This is a genomic window from Psychromonas sp. SR45-3 (genome assembly GCF_014163575.1).
Taxonomy (GTDB): domain Bacteria; phylum Pseudomonadota; class Gammaproteobacteria; order Enterobacterales; family Psychromonadaceae; genus Psychromonas; species Psychromonas arctica.
Window position 1 is genome coordinate 211,421 of the sequence record NZ_JACJDP010000003.1, and the last position, 18,577, is coordinate 229,997.

Here is an 18,577-nt window from a genome sequence, read left to right on the forward strand (position 1 = left end):
TGAGGTACTTATGGCAATTCATCCGCGCGCAGGCCAACCTGCACAAGCAAGTGATTTAGTTGATATTCCAAAATTAGTCTCTGCATACTATGTCAATCTCCCTGATGTTGAAGTAGCAGAACAACAAGTTGCCTTTGGTACCTCCGGGCACCGAGGCAGTTCTTTTAAATATGCATTCACCGAGCTACATATTCTTGCTATTACACAAGCCCTAGCTGAGTACCGTAAAGAAAAAGGGTACACGGGGCCTGTTTTTATCGGTAAAGATACACACGCATTATCTGAGCCTGCTTTTATTTCTGCAGTACAAGTATTAGTAGAAAATGGCATTAAAGTTGTTGTGCAAAAAGGCGGTGGTTACACTCCAACGCCTGTTATTTCACATGCGATCTTACAATATAATAAAGCACACCCAGATTCTCTTGCTGATGGTATCGTTATTACGCCATCGCATAATCCCCCTGAAGATGGTGGTTTCAAATATAACCCACCTAACGGCGGTCCCGCTGATAGTGACGTGACTAAAATTATCCAAGACCGTGCGAATGAAATCTTAAACGATAATTACGATGATATTTTACAAGCTGATTTTGATGAAGCGATGCAATCTGACCTAGTGGAAGAATATGATTATATTCAGCCTTATGTTGATGATTTAAAAAATGTGTTGGACCTCGATGCAATTGCTAAAGCCGGCATTAAAATTGGTGTTGATACATTAGGTGGTTCAGGTGTTGCTTATTGGCCTGTGATTGCTAAAACCTATGGTCTTGATATTGAAGTAGTAAACGATCGTGTTGACCCTACTTTTTCATTCATGACATTGGATAAAGATGGCAAAATCCGTATGGATTGTTCTTCACCTTATGCAATGGCTGGTTTAATCAAGCTTAAAGACCATTTTGATGTAGCGATTGCTAATGACCCTGATTATGATCGCCACGGTATTGTGACGAGATCTTCTGGTCTGTTAAACCCCAATCATTACCTTGCGGTTGCTATTAACTATTTGTTTACTCATCGAGCAGGTTGGTCAGATAAAGCGATTGTAGGTAAAACACTAGTATCAAGCTCAATGATTGACCGTGTTGTTAATCAATTAGGCCGTGAAATGTGTGAAGTACCCGTTGGTTTTAAATGGTTTGTAGATGGTCTATTTGAAGGTAAATTTGGATTTGGTGGTGAAGAAAGTGCAGGAGCCTCTTTCTTACGTAAAGATGGCACCGTATGGAGTACTGATAAAGACGGTATTATTTTAGCGCTATTAGCAGCTGAAATAATTGCTGTGACTAAGAAAGATCCTGGCGAACACTATGCTGAGTTTGCTGCAAAATTTGGTGCACCAGTTTATCAACGTTTTGATGCGCCTGCGTCACCAGAGCAAAAACAAGTACTGGCTAACTTAAGCCCAGATATGGTTGAGGCTGAAATGCTAGCGGGTGAAAAAATTACTGCTAAATTAACGCATGCATCAGGCAATGGCGCTGCTATCGGCGGATTAAAAGTGACCACCGAAAATGGTTGGTTTGCTGCGCGTCCATCGGGCACAGAAAATATTTATAAAATATACTCTGAATCTTTTCTAGGTGAAGATCATATCGCTTTGATCCAAAAAGAAGCACAAGAAATTGTGGCTCAGGCATTTGCTAAAGCAGGTCTATAGTCCAATACATAAATATATTTAAACAATAAAAAATAATATTATAGGGCGAAGTTGTTACTTCGCCTTTTTTATGTGCTGTAAAAAATCGTCTCTCTAAACTCTCTGTATAATAATTTTTTGTTTTATTTTTAACTAGAACAATTAGTTACCGCTATTGACCAGAACTTTGCTCCACTCTTTAAAAATTTTAATCTGTATTTTAGACGATATATTAAGACAAATAGACTTGCTTGTTTGTTTTTTGATCTAAATTATAAAATTAAAATTATTTTTACATGATTGGTTTTTGTGATATATATCACAATGTTTATTTTGAATCTTGGCTTCAATAGGAATTCATTAAGCTTGCGACCTCAAACTGAGGGGGAGCATTTTCTAAAGTATTACTTTAGAGGGGGCGTTAAGGTATTATTTTAAATATTAGTACTTTCTCATTCTCATTTATAAAGAGTTTTATATGGAATAGAACTTTATCCTCACTTAACTAATAGGTATAACATGGCGACTAAAAAATCTAAAAAAACGGCAGCAAAGGATTCTGTAGCAGTGCCTACGGTTAGCAGTGCTGAAATGCAACAAGCAATCATCGACCGCCTACATAAAGGCCTTGGGACTGATGAACATAAAGCAAATAATAAAGCGTGGTGGAATGCAACCTGTCAGGCTGTCAACGAATTAGTTTTTGAGAAACTAACAAAAACACAACAAGCTCACTCAGAGAAAGACACTCGCGCAGTGAACTACTTATCCCTTGAGTTTTTAATGGGACGTTTGTTATCGAACAATCTACAAAATTTACAAGTTTTTCAAGTTACTGAAGAAGCGTTAAAAACGTTAGGTAAAGACCTATATGAAATATGCGATGAAGAACCGGATATGGCATTAGGTAATGGTGGTTTAGGCCGTCTTGCAGCATGTTTTATTGATTCACTAGCAACACTTGGTTACCCTGCGATTGGTTACGGTATTCATTATGAACACGGACTATTTAAACAAGAATTCCAAGATGGTCGTCAAATTGAACGTCCTGATACATGGCGTGAATACGGTAATCCATGGGAAATTTGCCGTCCTGAATCTATTCAACTTATTCCTTTATACGGTTATGTTGAAACTGTGTTTGATCAAAAAGAAGGTTCTCGTAAAGTTTGGCATGCGGGACAAAAATTAAAAGGTGTTCCTTGGGATATTCCCATCGTCGGATACGGTGCTAAAACGGTTAATATTTTACGTTTATGGGAAAGTCGTGCTCATGAAGCTTTTGACTGGGATGTATTTAATGCCGGTGGTTATGTCGACTCACAAGTTGAAAAATCAAAAGCTGAAACTGTCTCTAAAGTGCTTTATCCAAATGATTCAACAGATGCAGGTAAAGAGTTACGTTTAATTCAACAATACTTCTTCTGTGCTTGTTCAGTAAAAGATATCTTGCGTCGTTTTAAACGTGCAAATAAAGATTTATCGTTATTACCTGAAAAAGTGGCAATTCAATTAAATGACACACACCCAACGATTGCTATTCCTGAATTAATGCGCATCTTAGTTGATGAAGAGCGTTTAGATTGGGATTCTGCTTGGAAAATCTGTCAAGAAACATTTGCTTACACCAACCATACTTTATTACCAGAAGCATTAGAAAAATGGTCTGTGGCTTTGTTCGAAAAAGTATTACCGCGCCACTTAGAGATAATTTATGAAATTAACTCGCAATTTTTAGCGAATGTTGTTGAGAAAAAATGGCCTGGAGATGATCTGAAAAAAGAAAAATTATCAGTCATTGAAGAGTCGCAACAACGCATGGTACGCATGGCGAACCTTTGTGTTATCACTGCTTATAAAGTAAATGGTGTGGCTGCGGTCCATTCTGAGCTTGTTAAAACGGATCTATTCCCTGAGTTCCATGAGTTATTCCCTTGTAAATTAGTCAATGTTACAAATGGTGTAACTCCACGTCGTTGGTTGAAAGCTTGTAACCCAGGATTAGCAACGTTATTAGATGAAACTATTGGTGATGACTGGGTGCTTAACTTAGATAAGTTAAAAGGCATTCTTCCAAAAGCTAAAGATGTTGCATTCCAAAAACGCTTTATGGACATTAAAAAAGAAAATAAAGTAGAGCTCGCTAAAATCATTAAAGATACAACCGGTGTTGAAGTCTCTGTTGATGCTATTTTTGATGTGCAAATCAAACGTCTACACGAGTACAAACGTCAGCAGTTAAACTTGATTCATATTTTAACGCTATACAAACGTTTACTTGAAAACCCTGATTATGACATGGTACCGCGTGTATTCCTGTTTGGTGCTAAAGCCGCTCCAGGTTACCACATGGCCAAAGAAATCATTTTTGCATTGAACAAAATTGCAGACAAAGTGAATAACGATGAACGTATTCAAGGCAAATTAAAAGTTGTCTTCTTACCAAACTACCGTATCTCATTGGCTGAAAAAATGTTCCCTGCGGCGGATGTGTCTGAGCAAATATCTACAGCTGGTCTAGAAGCATCGGGTACAGGTAATATGAAGTTCTCATTAAATGGTGCATTAACTGTCGGTACGATGGATGGTGCAAACATTGAGATGGCTGAAGAAATTGGCGCTGAACATATGTTTATCTTCGGTTTAAGTGTTGATGAAGTGAAAGCATTAAAAGCAAGTGGATATAATCCATATGATTACTATTACAAAAATCCAGAGCTAAAAGCGGTACTTGATTGGTTAGATACTGACTTCTTTACACCGGGTCATGCTGGCTTATTATCTGATATTAAACGTAGTTTATTGGAATGGGGTGATGAATATTTATGTCTTGCTGATTACGCATCTTATGTTGCTGCTCACCAAGATATCGATACACTTTATCGTGATCAGTCAGCTTGGGCTGAAAAGGCTATTCTGAATGCAGGTGCAATGGGTAAATTTAACTCTGACCGCTCAATTGAAGATTATGCAAGCAAAATTTGGAAATTAGAAAAATTTCCTGCAGCTTAATGATGTAAATCATTAAAAGGTAAAAGGCGACATTTTATATGTCGCCTTTTTTGTTTAAAGCGAGCTACAATCTGACCACTTGTATAATAAACACAGAGGTAAATATGTCTGAAAATATCCAAACTCAAGAAAACGATGTATGCGAAGCATGCGGTACTATTGTTGAGCTAGGTAGTGTTATAGCAGAAAATGACACACTACTTGTATTGCCTTTTAGCGGACCAGATCAAGCCAGTGTTGAGCAATTAGCAGATAAATATATTAAAGCGGCAAAAGCACGTTTTGCAACAGTAAAAGTAGACGTCGATTTTCAACAAACTAATGACAGTGTTGAAAGCAAGGTCTCACTACAGTTTGAATGTACCGCTGAAAAACTTATTTTTGAAATGGGTTTAAGTGCAATTGCCTAATTATTTATTTATATATTTAAATAAATAAATATCCATCAAAATCAGGGGCACTAGTATCAGATAACTTAAATAAGTTTTCTTTCACATTTTCTAGATGCTCCCACATCGCTATTCTTGCTTCTTCGGCATTTTTTCTTTGTAATGCATATAGGATATTTTTGTGGTCCTCAATCCAAAGCTTATCTAATCGTTTATCAGTCACATGAGTATGAAGTTTTGACCACATTTGGCTGTGATTTCTTTGCTCCCATAATCCTCTTGCAATCTCAACAAGAACGCTGTTTCTAGATATTGTTGCAATTTTAGTATGGAATTCTTGATCGTATTCTTCACTATCATTTTCTTCCTTTTGCCCATCTTCAAGTAATTGATGTAGGTGTTTAATATCAGCTTTAGTTACATGTAGGGCTGCGAGGCTGACGATGCTACTTTCTACATATTGCCTTGCTTGTAATAGCTCAAATGGGCCAATATCATTATTATGAAGGCCAACAATATTTTTCAACTTAAAGTTTCTATTTCCAAAGCTGTTAGACTTTAAGTAAATTCCTGAGCCTTTTCTTACTTCAACCAAATCATAAATTTCTAACATGATAAAGGCTTCTCTGATGATGGTCCGACTCGTTTGTAGAATATTAGATATTTCTCTTTCCGACGGTAAACGCTCTCCTTCTTTCGCACCATTTTGTGAAATAAGCTTTAATATTTTTTCAGCCACTTCTTTATAAGCACGCTCAGTTCCAACATTTTCCATATCATACCTACTTGTAATAATTCTTTTTAAGGAAATTATTATAAGACAAAAGGTATTGAAAGGAAATTAAATTGGAGTGCCAATTTTTTAAAAGGTGTGCAATATGTGTTATATAGTGGTGGTTTTTACACTTTATAGTTTATTGCGTCGTGATCACAATTTATTAACAAACAATTTGAGTAAAATTCGAGCTTCTATATATTAATTGGTGAACCAGATGTTAAGTATTGACATACCAATAATTAAATAAGGAATATTTATGAAACGTTTACTCACTTTATTAACAATAGCAACGGCTTGCGCTACTTCTTTTACAGTAAGTTCTGCTGATTACACATTAAAGCTTGGTCATTTAGCAAATGAAGATAATGTTTGGAATAAGGCTGTAGTTAAATTATCTGAAGATGTCTATAAAAAATCTAATGGAAGATTAGAAATAAACATTTATCCAAATGATCAATTAGGTAATGAATTGGATGTGATTAATAGTATTCAATTAGGTACTGCGGATATGACTATCTCAGGAGAAAGTTTACAAAACTGGGCTCCTAAGGCTGCATTATTAGCTATCCCATACGCATTTAAAGACAGTGAACAATTAGCAAAAGCTGCGAATGGTGAAGTGGGGAAAGCCATTGAAAAACAAATAACTCAAAAAACTGGTTTGGTTCCTATCGCATGGTTTGAGCGTGGAGCTAGAAATCTAACTTCTAATAAACCTATTAAAACACCTGATGATTTAGATGGAATGACATTGAGGGTTCCTAATGTGCCTTTATTCGTTTCAGTATGGGATGCTCTTGGTGCAAAACCTATCCCTATGTCCTTCAGTGAAGTATTTACCAGCCTACAACAAGGCACAATCAAAGGGCAAGAAAACCCATTGTCTCTGATTAAAAGTGCTTCTTTTTATGAAGTTCAAGATTACGTTAATTTAACTGAGCATGTGCGAAGTTGGATTTATGTGGTTATCGGTCAAAACCAGTTAAATAGACTACCACAAGATTTACAAAAGATATTACTTACTTCAGCAAAAGACATGCAAAAGTATGAGCATGAATTGATGCTTGAAGATGAAAAGCAACTTGTTAATTTCTTAAAAGAGAAAGGAATGACATTTGTTGAAAGTGATCAAGCACTATTCAGAGAAAAAGCATTAGAGGCTGTGCAAAAATCGCTAAATAAAGAGCAGTTATCTTTGTTTGAACAAATCCAAAAATTATAAAGAGAACGAATATGAAAGTTAAACAAATGATGAATGATAATTATTCTTTATACTCGATTATTTCTAGTATTGATACGTGTGTATATAGAGTATTTGCAGTCTTAACCACAGTGATCTTTAGTGGCTTATGCGCAGTTGTATTACTTCAAGTGTTTGCTAGGATTTTTCTAGATTCATCACCAGTGTGGACTGAAGAATTGTCGCGTTATTTGTTTATTTTCAGTATCGCATTTGCGATTGGCATTGCTTACAGAAATGGTGAAATGGTTGCAGTTGATATGCTATTTGACCGTTTAAATGGAAAAAATAAATTACTTTATACACTTTTGATTAATTTTATGGTGATTGGATTTATATGCATGTTATTGAATCCATCTTATCAATTTATGAAAATAGGGCAGTTTCAAACCTCTCCAACGCTTCGAATAGGGATGAGTTATATCTATGCATCATCACTCATATCATTCTCTAATATTTTGTTTTTTGCTGTTATTAAAGTGTTAAAAACAATGATCAAATTAATTGCCAAGGAATACTAAAATGGAAGTTACTCTTTTATTTGTTAGTTTTTTTACTCTTCTTTTTATTGGAGTTCCTATTGCTATTACTTTAGGTATTTCATCATTACTGTATCTTGTCACTTCAGGTATTCCTTTAACGATTGTTCCACAAAAAATGTACTCGGGTTTAGATTCATTTGTTTTACTTTGTGTTCCTGGCTTTATTTTGGCTGGGAATTTGATGAACTCTGGAAATATAACGGATCAAATTATTCGTCTGAGTAATGCTATGGTTGGCCATATTCGAGGAGGTCTAGGATTGGCTAATGTTGCAGGCTCTATGCTCTTCGGTGGTGTTTCCGGTACTGCTGTCGCTGACACTGCAAGTATTGGGTCTGTCATGATCCCTGGCATGAAAAAAAATGGTTATGACGGACCTTTTGCTGCTGCAGTAACTGCAGCCTCTTCAACGATAGGACCGATCATTCCACCAAGTTTACCTATGATTATCGTAGGCACATTAACCGGTTTATCCGTTGGTCAATTGTTCTTAGCTGGTGCAGTTCCGGGGCTCCTACTTGGTTTTGGCATGATGATTACTGTTTACATACTTGCTATTAAGCGCAATTATCCTAAAGGTGAGCGTGTTTCATTTAAAGAACTATTGAGTGCTTTTAAATCTAGCTCTGGTGCTATCTCTTTAACTTTTCTTATTTTATTCGGAATTGTTGGAGGTTTTTTTACCCCCACTGAAGCATCGATTGTTGCTTCATTTTATGCAGTAGTGCTTGGTCTTTATGTATACAAAGGTCTTAAATTTAAAGATCTCCCAAAAATCCTTTTAAGTACAGCTATTACTAGTGCTTCTTTAATGGTGTTAGTTGGCTTAGCGAATGTATTTGGTTGGATATTGACCAGTGAAAAAATCCCTCAGATGATTTCTAATCTTATTCTAGGTATCAGTGAAAATCCGATAATAGTATTGCTGATCATTAACTTGCTGTTGCTTTTTGTGGGGACTTTTATGGAGACGATTGCAGCACTTATTATTCTCTTCCCTACATTATTAGGGGTCGCTGTCGGTGTTGGTGTTGATCCTATTCACTTCGGTATTATTGCCGTATTAAACCTAATGATTGGTTTAAGTACTCCGCCTGTTGGTGTCTGCTTATTTGTTGCTTCGTCTATATCGGGTATTTCAATGGAGAAAGTATCTAAGGCGATTATTCCTTTTATTATTTGTAACCTTATTGTGCTGATGTTGGTGACTTATATACCTGAATTGTCACTCTGGTTACCAAAATTTTTCTTTTAATAAAAGAAGTGAGCATAAATATGTTTCATTCTAAATATCCTGACTACTCTCGAATGAGGGATCGTAGCAAACGCAATATACCTAAATTTGTTTTTGACTATTTAGAAGGAGGTTGCTTTGACAACATTGCTGTAGAGGCTAATCGTAGGGCATTTAGAAATATAAAATTAGCACCTCAGTACTTAAAACCTTTCAAAGGCTGTGATTTATCAACAACGCTTTTTGGGAAGACTTATCAGGCTCCGTTTGGCATTGCACCAATTGGATTACAAGGGTTAATTTGGCCTAATGCACCAGTTATTTTAGCTAAAGCGGCAAAGGATCATAATATTCCTTATATATTGAGTACTGTGTCTTCTGACTCTATAGAAACGATAGTAAATATAGCTGAAGAAAATGCTTGGTTTCAGTTATATAACCCAGTTGATGAAACAATTCAGGACGCTATATTTTCTCGCTTAAAAGCATGCGGATATAAAAATTTGGTGGTAACTGTTGATATTCCTACTTTTGGATTTAGACCGAATGATATTGCTAATGGATTAACGATGCCTCCTAAGTTTTCTCTTAATAATTTTATTGATGTTTGTCGAGTTCCTAAATGGGGGCTATCGACATTAAAGCATGGAATTCCTCGCTTTAAAAACCTTGAGCCCTATATGAAAGAACGCAAATTAGACTTACCAGAGATGATGCGGATTATGGCAATGGGGAAAGTAGATGTAGATGGGTTAAAACGAATCAGAGATAAATGGCCTGGAAATTTAATTATAAAAGGAGTTTGCTCAAAGGTGGATCTTAATTTAATAAAAGAAATAAATGCTGATGGGATTATTGTCTCGAATCATGGTGGTAGGCAGTTAGATGCGAGTGAATCTCCAATTGAACTATTAAACAAAATCACTCCTGGCGATTTACCATCAAACCTACAAATTATGATGGATAGTGGTGTACGTTCGGGGGTGGATGTTGCTACAGCATTAGCTTCAGGTGCTAGCTTTACATTTTTAGGTCGATTTTTTATGTATGCCGTTTCTGCGTTAGGGAATAAAGGTGGAGACCATGCAATTGAGCTATTAAATGCACAGTTGACACAAGTATTAGAGCAAATTAGGTGTGAAAAGCCGAGTCAACTCTCGGAATTTATCGTTAAGTAATAAGGATATAAAATATGAAAGCCTTCCAAATCCATGGAAAAGAACAAGGTAAGTTAATTACAAAAGAGCTTACACCTATAGGCAGTAATAAAGTTAGAGTATTTATTCGTTCTGTTGGAATATGCGGTTCAGATTTACATTATTATTTTTCAGGGGCATGCGGTGATTTTGTTATTAAAGCGCCTTTTACTTGTGGCCATGAAGCATCGGGGCGTATTGGGCAATACGGTGATAATTGTTTAAAGCAATTGAATGAAAATACACGTGTTGCAATTAATCCAAGTCATTCGTGCGGTGTTTGTGGTGCTTGTTTAGAAGCTAACTCACATTTATGTGAATCACTTTCCTTTTTAGGCTCTGCGTCAACTTGGCCTCACACTGATGGTTTTATGCAAGGTAGTATTGATGTATATCCTGAGCAGTGCTTCCCTCTTCAAGATAATATTAGTTTTGAAGAAGGTGCTTGTGCGGAACCATTATCTGTTGCTGTACATGCTATTGAAAAAGTAAATTCTCTTTCTAATAAAAATATCTGTGTATTTGGCGCTGGTGCAATCGGTTTATTACTTGCTCAAGTTGCTAAATTTTATGGTGCAAGAAGTGTTACGGTTGTTGATATTCAAAATAATCCGTTGAGCATTGCTGATAAAATGGGAGCGGATAACACTGTTAATGTTTTGGAGCAAAAAAATAAATTAGAAGAGCTAGCTAATCAATTTAATGGCTTTGATGCCATTTTTGAAGCAACAGGAAGCCAGCCTGGATTAGAGAATGCTATCCAGTATGTTAAAAAAGGGGGGCACATTATACAAGTAGGTACTTTACCGGATGAAGTAGTCACAAAGTCACTTAGATTGATTATGAATAAAGAGATTCAATATATTGGTTCGATGCGCTTTACGAATAAAAATTTTAGTGATGCTGTGGAAATGATTAATTCAGGAATGATCAACGTGAAATGGATTCTATCTTCTTCTCATCCAATAGAAGAGGTGGATCAAGCATTCCATAAAGCAAAAGATAAATCAGTCTCTTGTAAAGTTCAAGTATTGCTAGGTGAAGAATAATGATATTGAATAAAACATCGTTAAAGCAGGCTGGTTTTGATACCTCTTATACTGCTAATGTTGGCGTTGGAATTGTTCATCTAGGTTTTGGTGCTTTTCATAAAGCTCATCAAGCTTGGTTAACTGATCGGGTGATTCAAGAGTTGGGAGGAAATTGGAAAATTGTTGGTGTGAATAACTGGGGAGCAGCAGGTAAAACTGTATCAGAAACAGGAAAAGAAACACAATATTCACAACAAGATAATCTATTCTCTATTTGTGAAACTGATAATCAAGATACAAAAATAATGGTTGTTGGGTCTATTGAGGAAGTTTTATTTAGTAATCAAACCAACAAAATAATGTCTTATTTAACAGCTGAAACGACTAAAGTTGTTACTTTGACCATCACTGAAAAAGGGTATTGTCACCTGCCATCAACTGGAAGATTAAATTTAGAACATCCGCTTATTAAGCATGATCTAAAGAATATCAATTCTTCTAAAACGGCTATTGGCTTTCTAGTGTCTGCTTTACAGGTTCGAATGTTGAATGGAATTAAGCCATTTACACCTCTCTCATGTGACAATTTGCCTGAAAATGGTCATACATTAAGAGATATTGTATATGATTTTGCACAACAACTGAATACTGAGCTACATCAATGGATTGTTGAGAATGTCACTTTTCCTTGCACTATGGTTGATAGAATTGTCCCTAAAGTGACGGATAATGATAAAAATAAGATCCAAAGCCTATTACATCTTCGAGATGAATGTGGCGTTATAACTGAACCGTTTTGTCAGTGGATCATCGAGGATAATTTTTGTAATAACCGTCCAGATTGGGATAAAACCTCTATAAAAAATATTATTTTTACAGACGATGTTCTTCCGTTTGAGGAAATGAAGTTACGTTTATTAAACGGGGCACACTCTATAATTGCTTACCTTGGTTGTTTATCAGGTTATGAAACTGTTTCTGATGCGCTGCAAGATAAAACATTTAAATCATTTGTTCGTTCTATTATGGATTATGAAATAACTCCATCATTATCAGATGTTGAAGGTGTTGATCTAGAAAATTACAAATCTTTATTAATTGAAAGATTTGAAAATACCTCTTTAAATCATAAAACATCTCAAATTGCGATGGATGGTTCTCAGAAAATACCTCAACGTTGGTTGAGTGTTATTAAGTTTGCTTTTGATCAACAATTCAACACGCCTGGTCTATCTTTAGCTTTAGCCGCATGGGTTATTTATAGCAGAGGCGAAACTCTATCAGGAGAAACAATTGAGGTTCACGACCCATTAAAAAGTACTTTTAAGAAGATATGGGAAGACTCTAATTCAATAGATCAGGTTATAGATCAATATTTATCTCTTAACAGTATTTTCCCAAGTGATATTGCGAGTAATGTTTTATTTAAAACGCAGCTGACGAGTAACGTTAAACAACTAATTTCAATTGGTGTAGATCAATCAATTGAAAAATTTGCACAAATTAAAAGGAGTAAATTATGAAGATGACGTTTCGATGGTATGGTGAGGGCAATGATAAAATTGATTTACCTTATATTAAACAAATACCTGGTGTTGAAGGAATTGTTTGGTCTTTACATGACATGTCGGCAGGGAGTTTGTGGAGTCAAGAGCGTATTGATGCAGAAAAAGAGAAAATTGAAAAAGCAGGCTTTCATATTGACGTCGTAGAAAGTGTTAATGTGCATGAAGATATAAAATTAGGGTTAGCTTCTCGTGACCAATATATTGATAATTATATTGAAACTTTAAAAAGACTGTCTAAAGCAGGGGTAAAAGTGGTTTGTTATAACTTTATGCCAGTGTTTGACTGGACTCGAACAGAACTATATAAAGAACTAGAAGATGGCTCAAATGCATTATTTTTTGAACAAAGTAAAATTAATGATATTGAACCAATAGAGTTAATTGAGAAGTTATCAAAAAATGTAGATGTGACCATGCCTGGATGGGAACCTGAAAGGTTATCTAAATTAAAAGAAACGTTTAAGCTATACGAAAATTTTTCAGCAGAGCAACTATGGAAAAATTTACAATATTTTCTAGAGCGTATTATCCCAACTTGCGAAGAATACGATATCAAGATGGGGATCCATCCTGACGATCCTGCTTTTCCTATTTTTGGATTACCAAGAATAATTATCAATAAAGAAAATATTTTACGTTTTCTTAGTTTAGTAGACAGTCCTTATAATGGCTTAAGTCTCTGCTGCGGTTCACTTGGTTCAAGTAATAATGATATACCAGATATTATTGAATCTGTTCATCATCGTATTCATTTTATGCACATTCGCAATGTGAAACGATTTGAAAATGGAGATTTTATTGAGTCGTCTCACCGAGCGTGTGATGGTTCTGTTGATACTGTTAAAGTGATTAAAACATTACATAAACATAACTATAAAGGCTATGTTCGCCCAGATCATGGACGACATATTTGGGGGGAAGAAAAATGGGCTCGTCCAGGATATGGGTTATATGATAGAGCATTAGGTATTATGTATATTTTAGGTGTTTGGGATAGCTTAGAGCCTGCAAAAGTTGACTAATAAATGCTAAAAAGAGGGCAATTAATCTATTGTTCTCTTTTTGGTGTTTCCCTCATTAATAACAGTCTATTGATAATTCATACTCCAGATTTTCGCTCAAAAGGTAATTATATTCCCACTTATTCAAAACTTCATTTCTTGTTTTTCCGCTTAATCGTTATACTACGCACTTATTTTCTATTTTTACTTCCTTGGAGCATACATTGCTAATTAAAGATTTACCCATTGATCAGCGTTTGATCACTTCTGTTTCACATTTAGGTTTTACTGAAACAACACAAATTCAAGCTGAAGCTGTGCCGATTGCTGTATCTGGGAAAGATCTTTTAGCATCATCTAAAACGGGCTCAGGTAAAACGTTAGCTTATTTATTACCGGCGATGCAACGTGTACTAAAAACACGTGCGTTAACTCGTCGAGATCCTCGTGTATTGATCCTGACACCAACTCGTGAACTTGCAAAACAAGTTTACTCGCAGTTACGTCTGTTAGTCTCTAATACCAGTATTAAGTCTATCTTAGTGTTGGGCGGGGAAAACTTTAATGATCAAGTAAAAGCGATTGATAAACACCCTCACTTTATTGTGGGCACGCCAGGACGTATTGTTGACCACCTTAAAAAAGGGTTATTACATTTACCGGGATTAGAATTGCTTATTTTAGATGAAGCGGATCGTATGCTTGATTTAGGTTTTGCGGAGCAATTAACGGCCATCAATGAAGCTGCCAATCATCGTCTACGTCAAACGTTAATGTTTTCAGCAACCTTAGGACATGGCGAAGTGAATGAATTCGCTGGTCACCTGTTAAAGTCCCCTATTCGTATTGCAGTAGGTGAAGAGAATCAACAGCATAGTGAAATTACACAGCGCTTTTATTTGGCTGATAACCTAAACCAAAAAGAAAAATTATTGTTTCACTTCCTTAAAGAAGAAAAAATAGACCAAGCAATTATCTTTACCGCTACACGTGCTGATACGGAACGTTTAAGTGCTATTTTATTAGAGAAAGGCATGCTTGCTGCTGCCTTGCACGGGGACCTGACCCAGAGTAATCGTAACCAGATAATGGATACCTTCTCACGCGGTAAAAATAAAATATTAGTGACAACAGATATCGCATCACGTGGGTTAGATTTAATCCATGTTAGCCATGTATTTAACTTTGATATTCCAAAACACACTGAGGAATATATACACCGCATTGGCAGAACAGGCCGAGCTGGCGAATTAGGTGATGCTATTTCTATTATTGGCCCTAAAGATTGGGATAACTTTAAAAAAGTAGAAAGCTTTGTCGCACAAACAATCAGTTTTGACAAAGTGGAAGGTATTAACCCGAAATTTAAAGGCTTAAAACCAGTACAAAAGAAAATAGTGAAAGCTAAAAAAGTGGTTGAAGATAAGAAAAAACCATTGGCTAAAAAAGCCAAGGTAAGTACTAAAAAGCAAGAACATGTTTTCCATGAGTCTATCGATGTGGGCGCTGCACCAATGCGTCGTAAGAAAAGAATTATTGTTGACGATTCGGAAGATTAATTTCTATCAGTATTGATTCATCGTTTCATATGGCGATGAAATAGTATTTAACTAATGCCTTAATGAGCGATCATTGAGGCATTTTTTTTGCGTATAAAGTTTCAATTTAACTCGCTGATCTTTTTCTTTGTTGATTCGTATTAATTACAATGGTCCTTAATTATACCGATTACATTAAATAAGTGATCTAAATTTTGTGCAGGACACATGACTTAGTTTAAGGCGTAAATTTAGCTAACTGGTTGTTCCCTTTACGAAATTTATAACGAATAAATAAGTTATTTTAACAAGTAAAATAGCTCAGTCAATTAGTGTGATTGGTATTAACTCAAATATGTTTATTATGTTAGTTAGATAAGGCTAGAAAAGTTAATAAACTTACTGATTTTAAGGCCTTTATCGCTTAACTAAATAATGTCGGTATTGAATAACTATAGGGGCACAAGTTATGGACGTAGATAAATTAAAAAAACGAGACTTACTACAGGCTTTTGATCTAGTGACTACTAAGGGAAAAAAGACCGATGGGGTGTATGAACTATCAGGTGTAAAAGCATCTCAGGATTTTGATGGTTACACATGCTGGTTATCATTTAAAGATTTGACGGTGACTTTATTATTCCATGGGGCTTTTGATATGGATTATGAAGATGAAGATACACAGAAAGCATTTTTTAAAAAAATATCTAATATGTTAGACGATAAAGACAGCTTCTAAGCGCTGTAATCACTTAGATGAAGTATAAATCTACCGATTAAACCATTCTTCAATTTGCAGTAGAGAACTAATGCTGAAGCCTTTGTGATTACATTTGTGATTACATTTTTCAAAACCACTTTTCGATAGCATTTTTCCATATCACTTTTACATGAAAACAGGAGGCAACATGAGTCAGTTAACATCTACCAATACAGTTGATGCATTGGAAGTGGCTAAATTTGAAGCAATGGCTGAAGAGTGGTGGGATGAACAAGGCAAGTTTAAGCCTCTGCATATGTTAAATCCTACTCGGTTGCGATATATAACCGAACAGATAGCCGCTCATTTTAATCGAGATCTTAATAAGCCAGCACCTTTTAAAGGTTTGCGATTATTAGATATTGGCTGTGGCGGAGGATTGTTAAGCGAACCAATGGCTCGTTTAGGCGCTGAAGTGGTCGGTGCGGATGCTGCGCCAAAAAATATACCTGTGGCACAAATTCACGCTAAGCAATCAGAATTAACAATAGACTACCGTAATACCATGGCTGAAGCATTAGTTGATGAAGGTGAGTTGTTTGATGTGATCCTTAATATGGAAGTCATTGAACATGTCGCCTCTCCGCAAGCACTTTTTAATGCCTGTGAAGCATTGCTTAATAAAGATGGACTGATGTTATGCTCTACTATCAACCGGTCTCCTAAAAGCTATTTAGTCGCTATTATTGGAGCGGAAAGGGTGATGCGTTGGTTACCTATCGGTACACATCAATGGCATAAGTTTATTAAACCAAATGAGCTTCATCATTTAATAAAAACATCTGGGTTAAAGCTTGTCGATAAAAGTGGTTTTGTGTTTAATCCTATTTTATGGCGCTGGTCAATTTCAGCAAAAAATGTCTCGGTGAATTATGTCATGGCAATCTGCAAGCCTTAAAAGTAACGTGACTTTTTCTATTTAAATACATTCTTAAAACAATAAAATTTAAAATATCAAAACTATAATTCTGTAAACCATAATTTTCTAAATCATAAATTTCAAAGTTATCAATTTCAAAGTTATCAATTTCAAATCATAAACCTCAAATGACTAAATCGAGAAATTAAAGTGGATGCCGTTATAGCCTTTATTGTAAAAATGGATGCAGACTAGTTTGAACTGGTAGTTAAGATAGTTACGATAGTTATGACGTTTATTTACAAGTATCATGACAAATCCAGCGCAATAGTGATCTAAAATAGCCGTTGTTTCGTTATTTAACCTGAGTGCTGGATAATGGACGTGTAATATTATTAAATATTCATATGTAAAATCTTTAGTTGATACTGTGCCATTCGTTTTGTGTCGTTCAAGGTAAATTCTCGAAACAATTTATCTAAGTAATAACTGTTTGTTGAAAGGTTATTTAACATAGAAATATGTGTAAAGAGATAGGTAAGGTTGATTACGTTAACCGATTTGCAAGCAATAAGTTTTTTTAAGCAGTAAAATAGATATTCTATAAACTGTTATTAGTATTAACTCACCTTTTAATTTTTTATGCTCATAAGGAGCTTTTTGTGTCACGTTTTTCAGGCATTACCGATAATCCCCATGAAGGGCGCTTTCATCAAAAGACAGGTATTTTACTGACTAATTTAGGCAGTCCAGATGCGCCAACAGCAAGCTCAGTTCGAACTTACCTCAATGAATTTTTATCTGATCGACGTATTGTAGAGATCCCGCGTCTAATTTGGATGATGATCTTACATGGCATTATTCTTCGCGTGAGACCGAAACGCTCTGCAAAACTGTATAAAAGTATTTGGACTGAAAATGGCTCACCATTAACGCACATTACTCGACTGCAACGCGATAAATTAAGTGCACTCTTAAAACAACAGGGGTATGTAAATACAGAAGTGGTTATGAGTATGCGTTATGGTAACCCTTCTATTCAATCGGGTTTAGAGGAGTTGCGTGAGAAAGGTTTTACGCGGATCGTTGTATTACCTTTATATCCTCAATATTCAAGCCCAACAACAGGCTCAACATTTGATGCGGTTGCCAATGTGTTACGTGAATGGCGCTGGGTGCCAGAGTTACATTTTATTAATGGATACCATAAAAATACCACCTACATTGATGCTCTCGCTAATAGTATTCGAGAAGACTTACAGAAAAATGGTATGCCGCAAAAGTTAGTTTTTTCTTATCATGGTATGCCAAAATTATTCTTAGATAATGGCGACCCTTATCATTGTTTATGTTTACAAACGACTCGTTTAGTTGTTGAAAAACTAAATTTAGATAAAGATCTGCAGTTAGATAAAGACAATGTTATTAGTACTTTCCAAAGTCGTTTCGGCAAAGCAGAGTGGTTAAAACCTTATACTGACGAAACATTGAAAGGGTTGCCTGAACAAGGTATTAAAGATATTGCCATTATTAGTCCTGCTTTTAGTGCTGATTGCTTAGAAACATTAGAAGAGATCGAATCTGAAAATAGAGAAATATTTGAAGGGGCTGGTGGTGAAAAGTATCGTTATATTGCCGCCCTAAATGATCGTGATGATCATATTGAAGCGATGTTAGCGATATTAGAGCCTAATCTCTCTTAATTGCTTATGGGACCCCTTAAGCTTGGTAAATTGATCAATGGAAGCATATTGAATCGCATTCGTGTTTGACTGATACATACGTTA

Annotated in this window: 15 protein-coding genes; 14 read left to right on the plus strand and 1 reads right to left on the minus strand. The window is 35.6% G+C overall.

The window, feature by feature from the left end:
* The first annotated feature begins 10 nt into the window (after window positions 1–10).
* The 3 genes from pgm to H5084_RS03445 all read left to right on the plus strand — a co-directional run bounded on the left by pgm (window position 11) and on the right by H5084_RS03445 (window position 5,064).
* A complete protein-coding gene (pgm, locus tag H5084_RS03435; protein WP_028868361.1) occupies window positions 11–1,663 on the plus strand; it encodes a phosphoglucomutase (alpha-D-glucose-1,6-bisphosphate-dependent) in 1,653 nt (550 codons plus the stop codon).
* Between the two features lie 498 nt (window positions 1,664–2,161).
* Complete coding sequence (locus tag H5084_RS03440; RefSeq protein WP_182689534.1) at window positions 2,162–4,654, plus strand: glycogen/starch/alpha-glucan phosphorylase; 2,493 nt, start codon at window positions 2,162–2,164, stop codon at window positions 4,652–4,654.
* A 104-nt stretch (window positions 4,655–4,758) separates the two neighbouring features.
* A complete protein-coding gene (locus H5084_RS03445; RefSeq protein ID WP_182689535.1) occupies window positions 4,759–5,064 on the plus strand; it encodes a DUF406 family protein in 306 nt (101 codons plus the stop codon).
* A 16-nt stretch (window positions 5,065–5,080) separates the two neighbouring features.
* Here H5084_RS03445 and H5084_RS03450 read toward each other — a convergent pair whose 3' ends face one another.
* Window positions 5,081–5,818, minus strand: coding sequence for an FCD domain-containing protein (locus H5084_RS03450; protein WP_182689536.1), 738 nt, complete (start codon window positions 5,816–5,818; stop codon window positions 5,081–5,083).
* A 259-nt stretch (window positions 5,819–6,077) separates the two neighbouring features.
* On the opposite strand from H5084_RS03450, the gene H5084_RS03455 reads away from it, so the two are divergent.
* The 11 genes from H5084_RS03455 to hemH all read left to right on the plus strand — a co-directional run bounded on the left by H5084_RS03455 (window position 6,078) and on the right by hemH (window position 18,493).
* A complete protein-coding gene (locus H5084_RS03455; RefSeq protein WP_182689537.1) occupies window positions 6,078–7,043 on the plus strand; it encodes a TRAP transporter substrate-binding protein in 966 nt (321 codons plus the stop codon).
* An 11-nt stretch (window positions 7,044–7,054) separates the two neighbouring features.
* Window positions 7,055–7,582, plus strand: coding sequence for a TRAP transporter small permease (locus H5084_RS03460; RefSeq protein WP_182689538.1), 528 nt, complete (start codon window positions 7,055–7,057; stop codon window positions 7,580–7,582).
* Window position 7,583: 1 nt separating this feature from the next.
* Window positions 7,584–8,858: a TRAP transporter large permease gene (locus H5084_RS03465; protein ID WP_182689539.1), complete on the plus strand. Its 1,275-nt coding sequence runs from the start codon at window positions 7,584–7,586 to the stop codon at window positions 8,856–8,858.
* Between the two features lie 20 nt (window positions 8,859–8,878).
* On the plus strand, window positions 8,879–10,015 hold the full coding sequence (locus tag H5084_RS03470; RefSeq protein WP_182689540.1) for an alpha-hydroxy acid oxidase: 1,137 nt from the start codon (window positions 8,879–8,881) through the stop codon (window positions 10,013–10,015).
* A 14-nt stretch (window positions 10,016–10,029) separates the two neighbouring features.
* A complete protein-coding gene (locus H5084_RS03475; protein ID WP_182689541.1) occupies window positions 10,030–11,082 on the plus strand; it encodes a zinc-binding dehydrogenase in 1,053 nt (350 codons plus the stop codon).
* Window positions 11,082–12,587: a mannitol dehydrogenase family protein gene (locus H5084_RS03480; RefSeq protein ID WP_182689542.1), complete on the plus strand. Its 1,506-nt coding sequence runs from the start codon at window positions 11,082–11,084 to the stop codon at window positions 12,585–12,587. The genes H5084_RS03475 and H5084_RS03480 overlap by 1 nt, the downstream gene beginning before the upstream one ends.
* Window positions 12,584–13,654 (plus strand): mannonate dehydratase, encoded by a 1,071-nt coding sequence (gene uxuA / locus H5084_RS03485; protein ID WP_182689543.1) that lies wholly within the window; start codon window positions 12,584–12,586, stop codon window positions 13,652–13,654. Before H5084_RS03480 ends, uxuA begins: the two co-directional genes overlap by 4 nt.
* A gap of 203 nt (window positions 13,655–13,857) precedes the next feature.
* Window positions 13,858–15,192 (plus strand): DEAD/DEAH box helicase, encoded by a 1,335-nt coding sequence (locus H5084_RS03490; RefSeq protein WP_028868358.1) that lies wholly within the window; start codon window positions 13,858–13,860, stop codon window positions 15,190–15,192.
* A gap of 448 nt (window positions 15,193–15,640) precedes the next feature.
* Complete coding sequence (locus tag H5084_RS03495) at window positions 15,641–15,910, plus strand: DUF3081 family protein (protein WP_182689544.1); 270 nt, start codon at window positions 15,641–15,643, stop codon at window positions 15,908–15,910.
* Window positions 15,911–16,079: 169 nt separating this feature from the next.
* Window positions 16,080–16,829: a bifunctional 2-polyprenyl-6-hydroxyphenol methylase/3-demethylubiquinol 3-O-methyltransferase UbiG gene (ubiG, locus tag H5084_RS03500; RefSeq protein WP_182689545.1), complete on the plus strand. Its 750-nt coding sequence runs from the start codon at window positions 16,080–16,082 to the stop codon at window positions 16,827–16,829.
* A gap of 623 nt (window positions 16,830–17,452) precedes the next feature.
* Window positions 17,453–18,493 carry a ferrochelatase gene (gene hemH / locus H5084_RS03505; protein WP_182689546.1) on the plus strand — a complete coding sequence of 347 codons (1,041 nt, stop codon included), beginning with the start codon at window positions 17,453–17,455 and terminating at the stop codon, window positions 18,491–18,493.
* The last annotated feature ends 84 nt before the right edge of the window (window positions 18,494–18,577 follow it).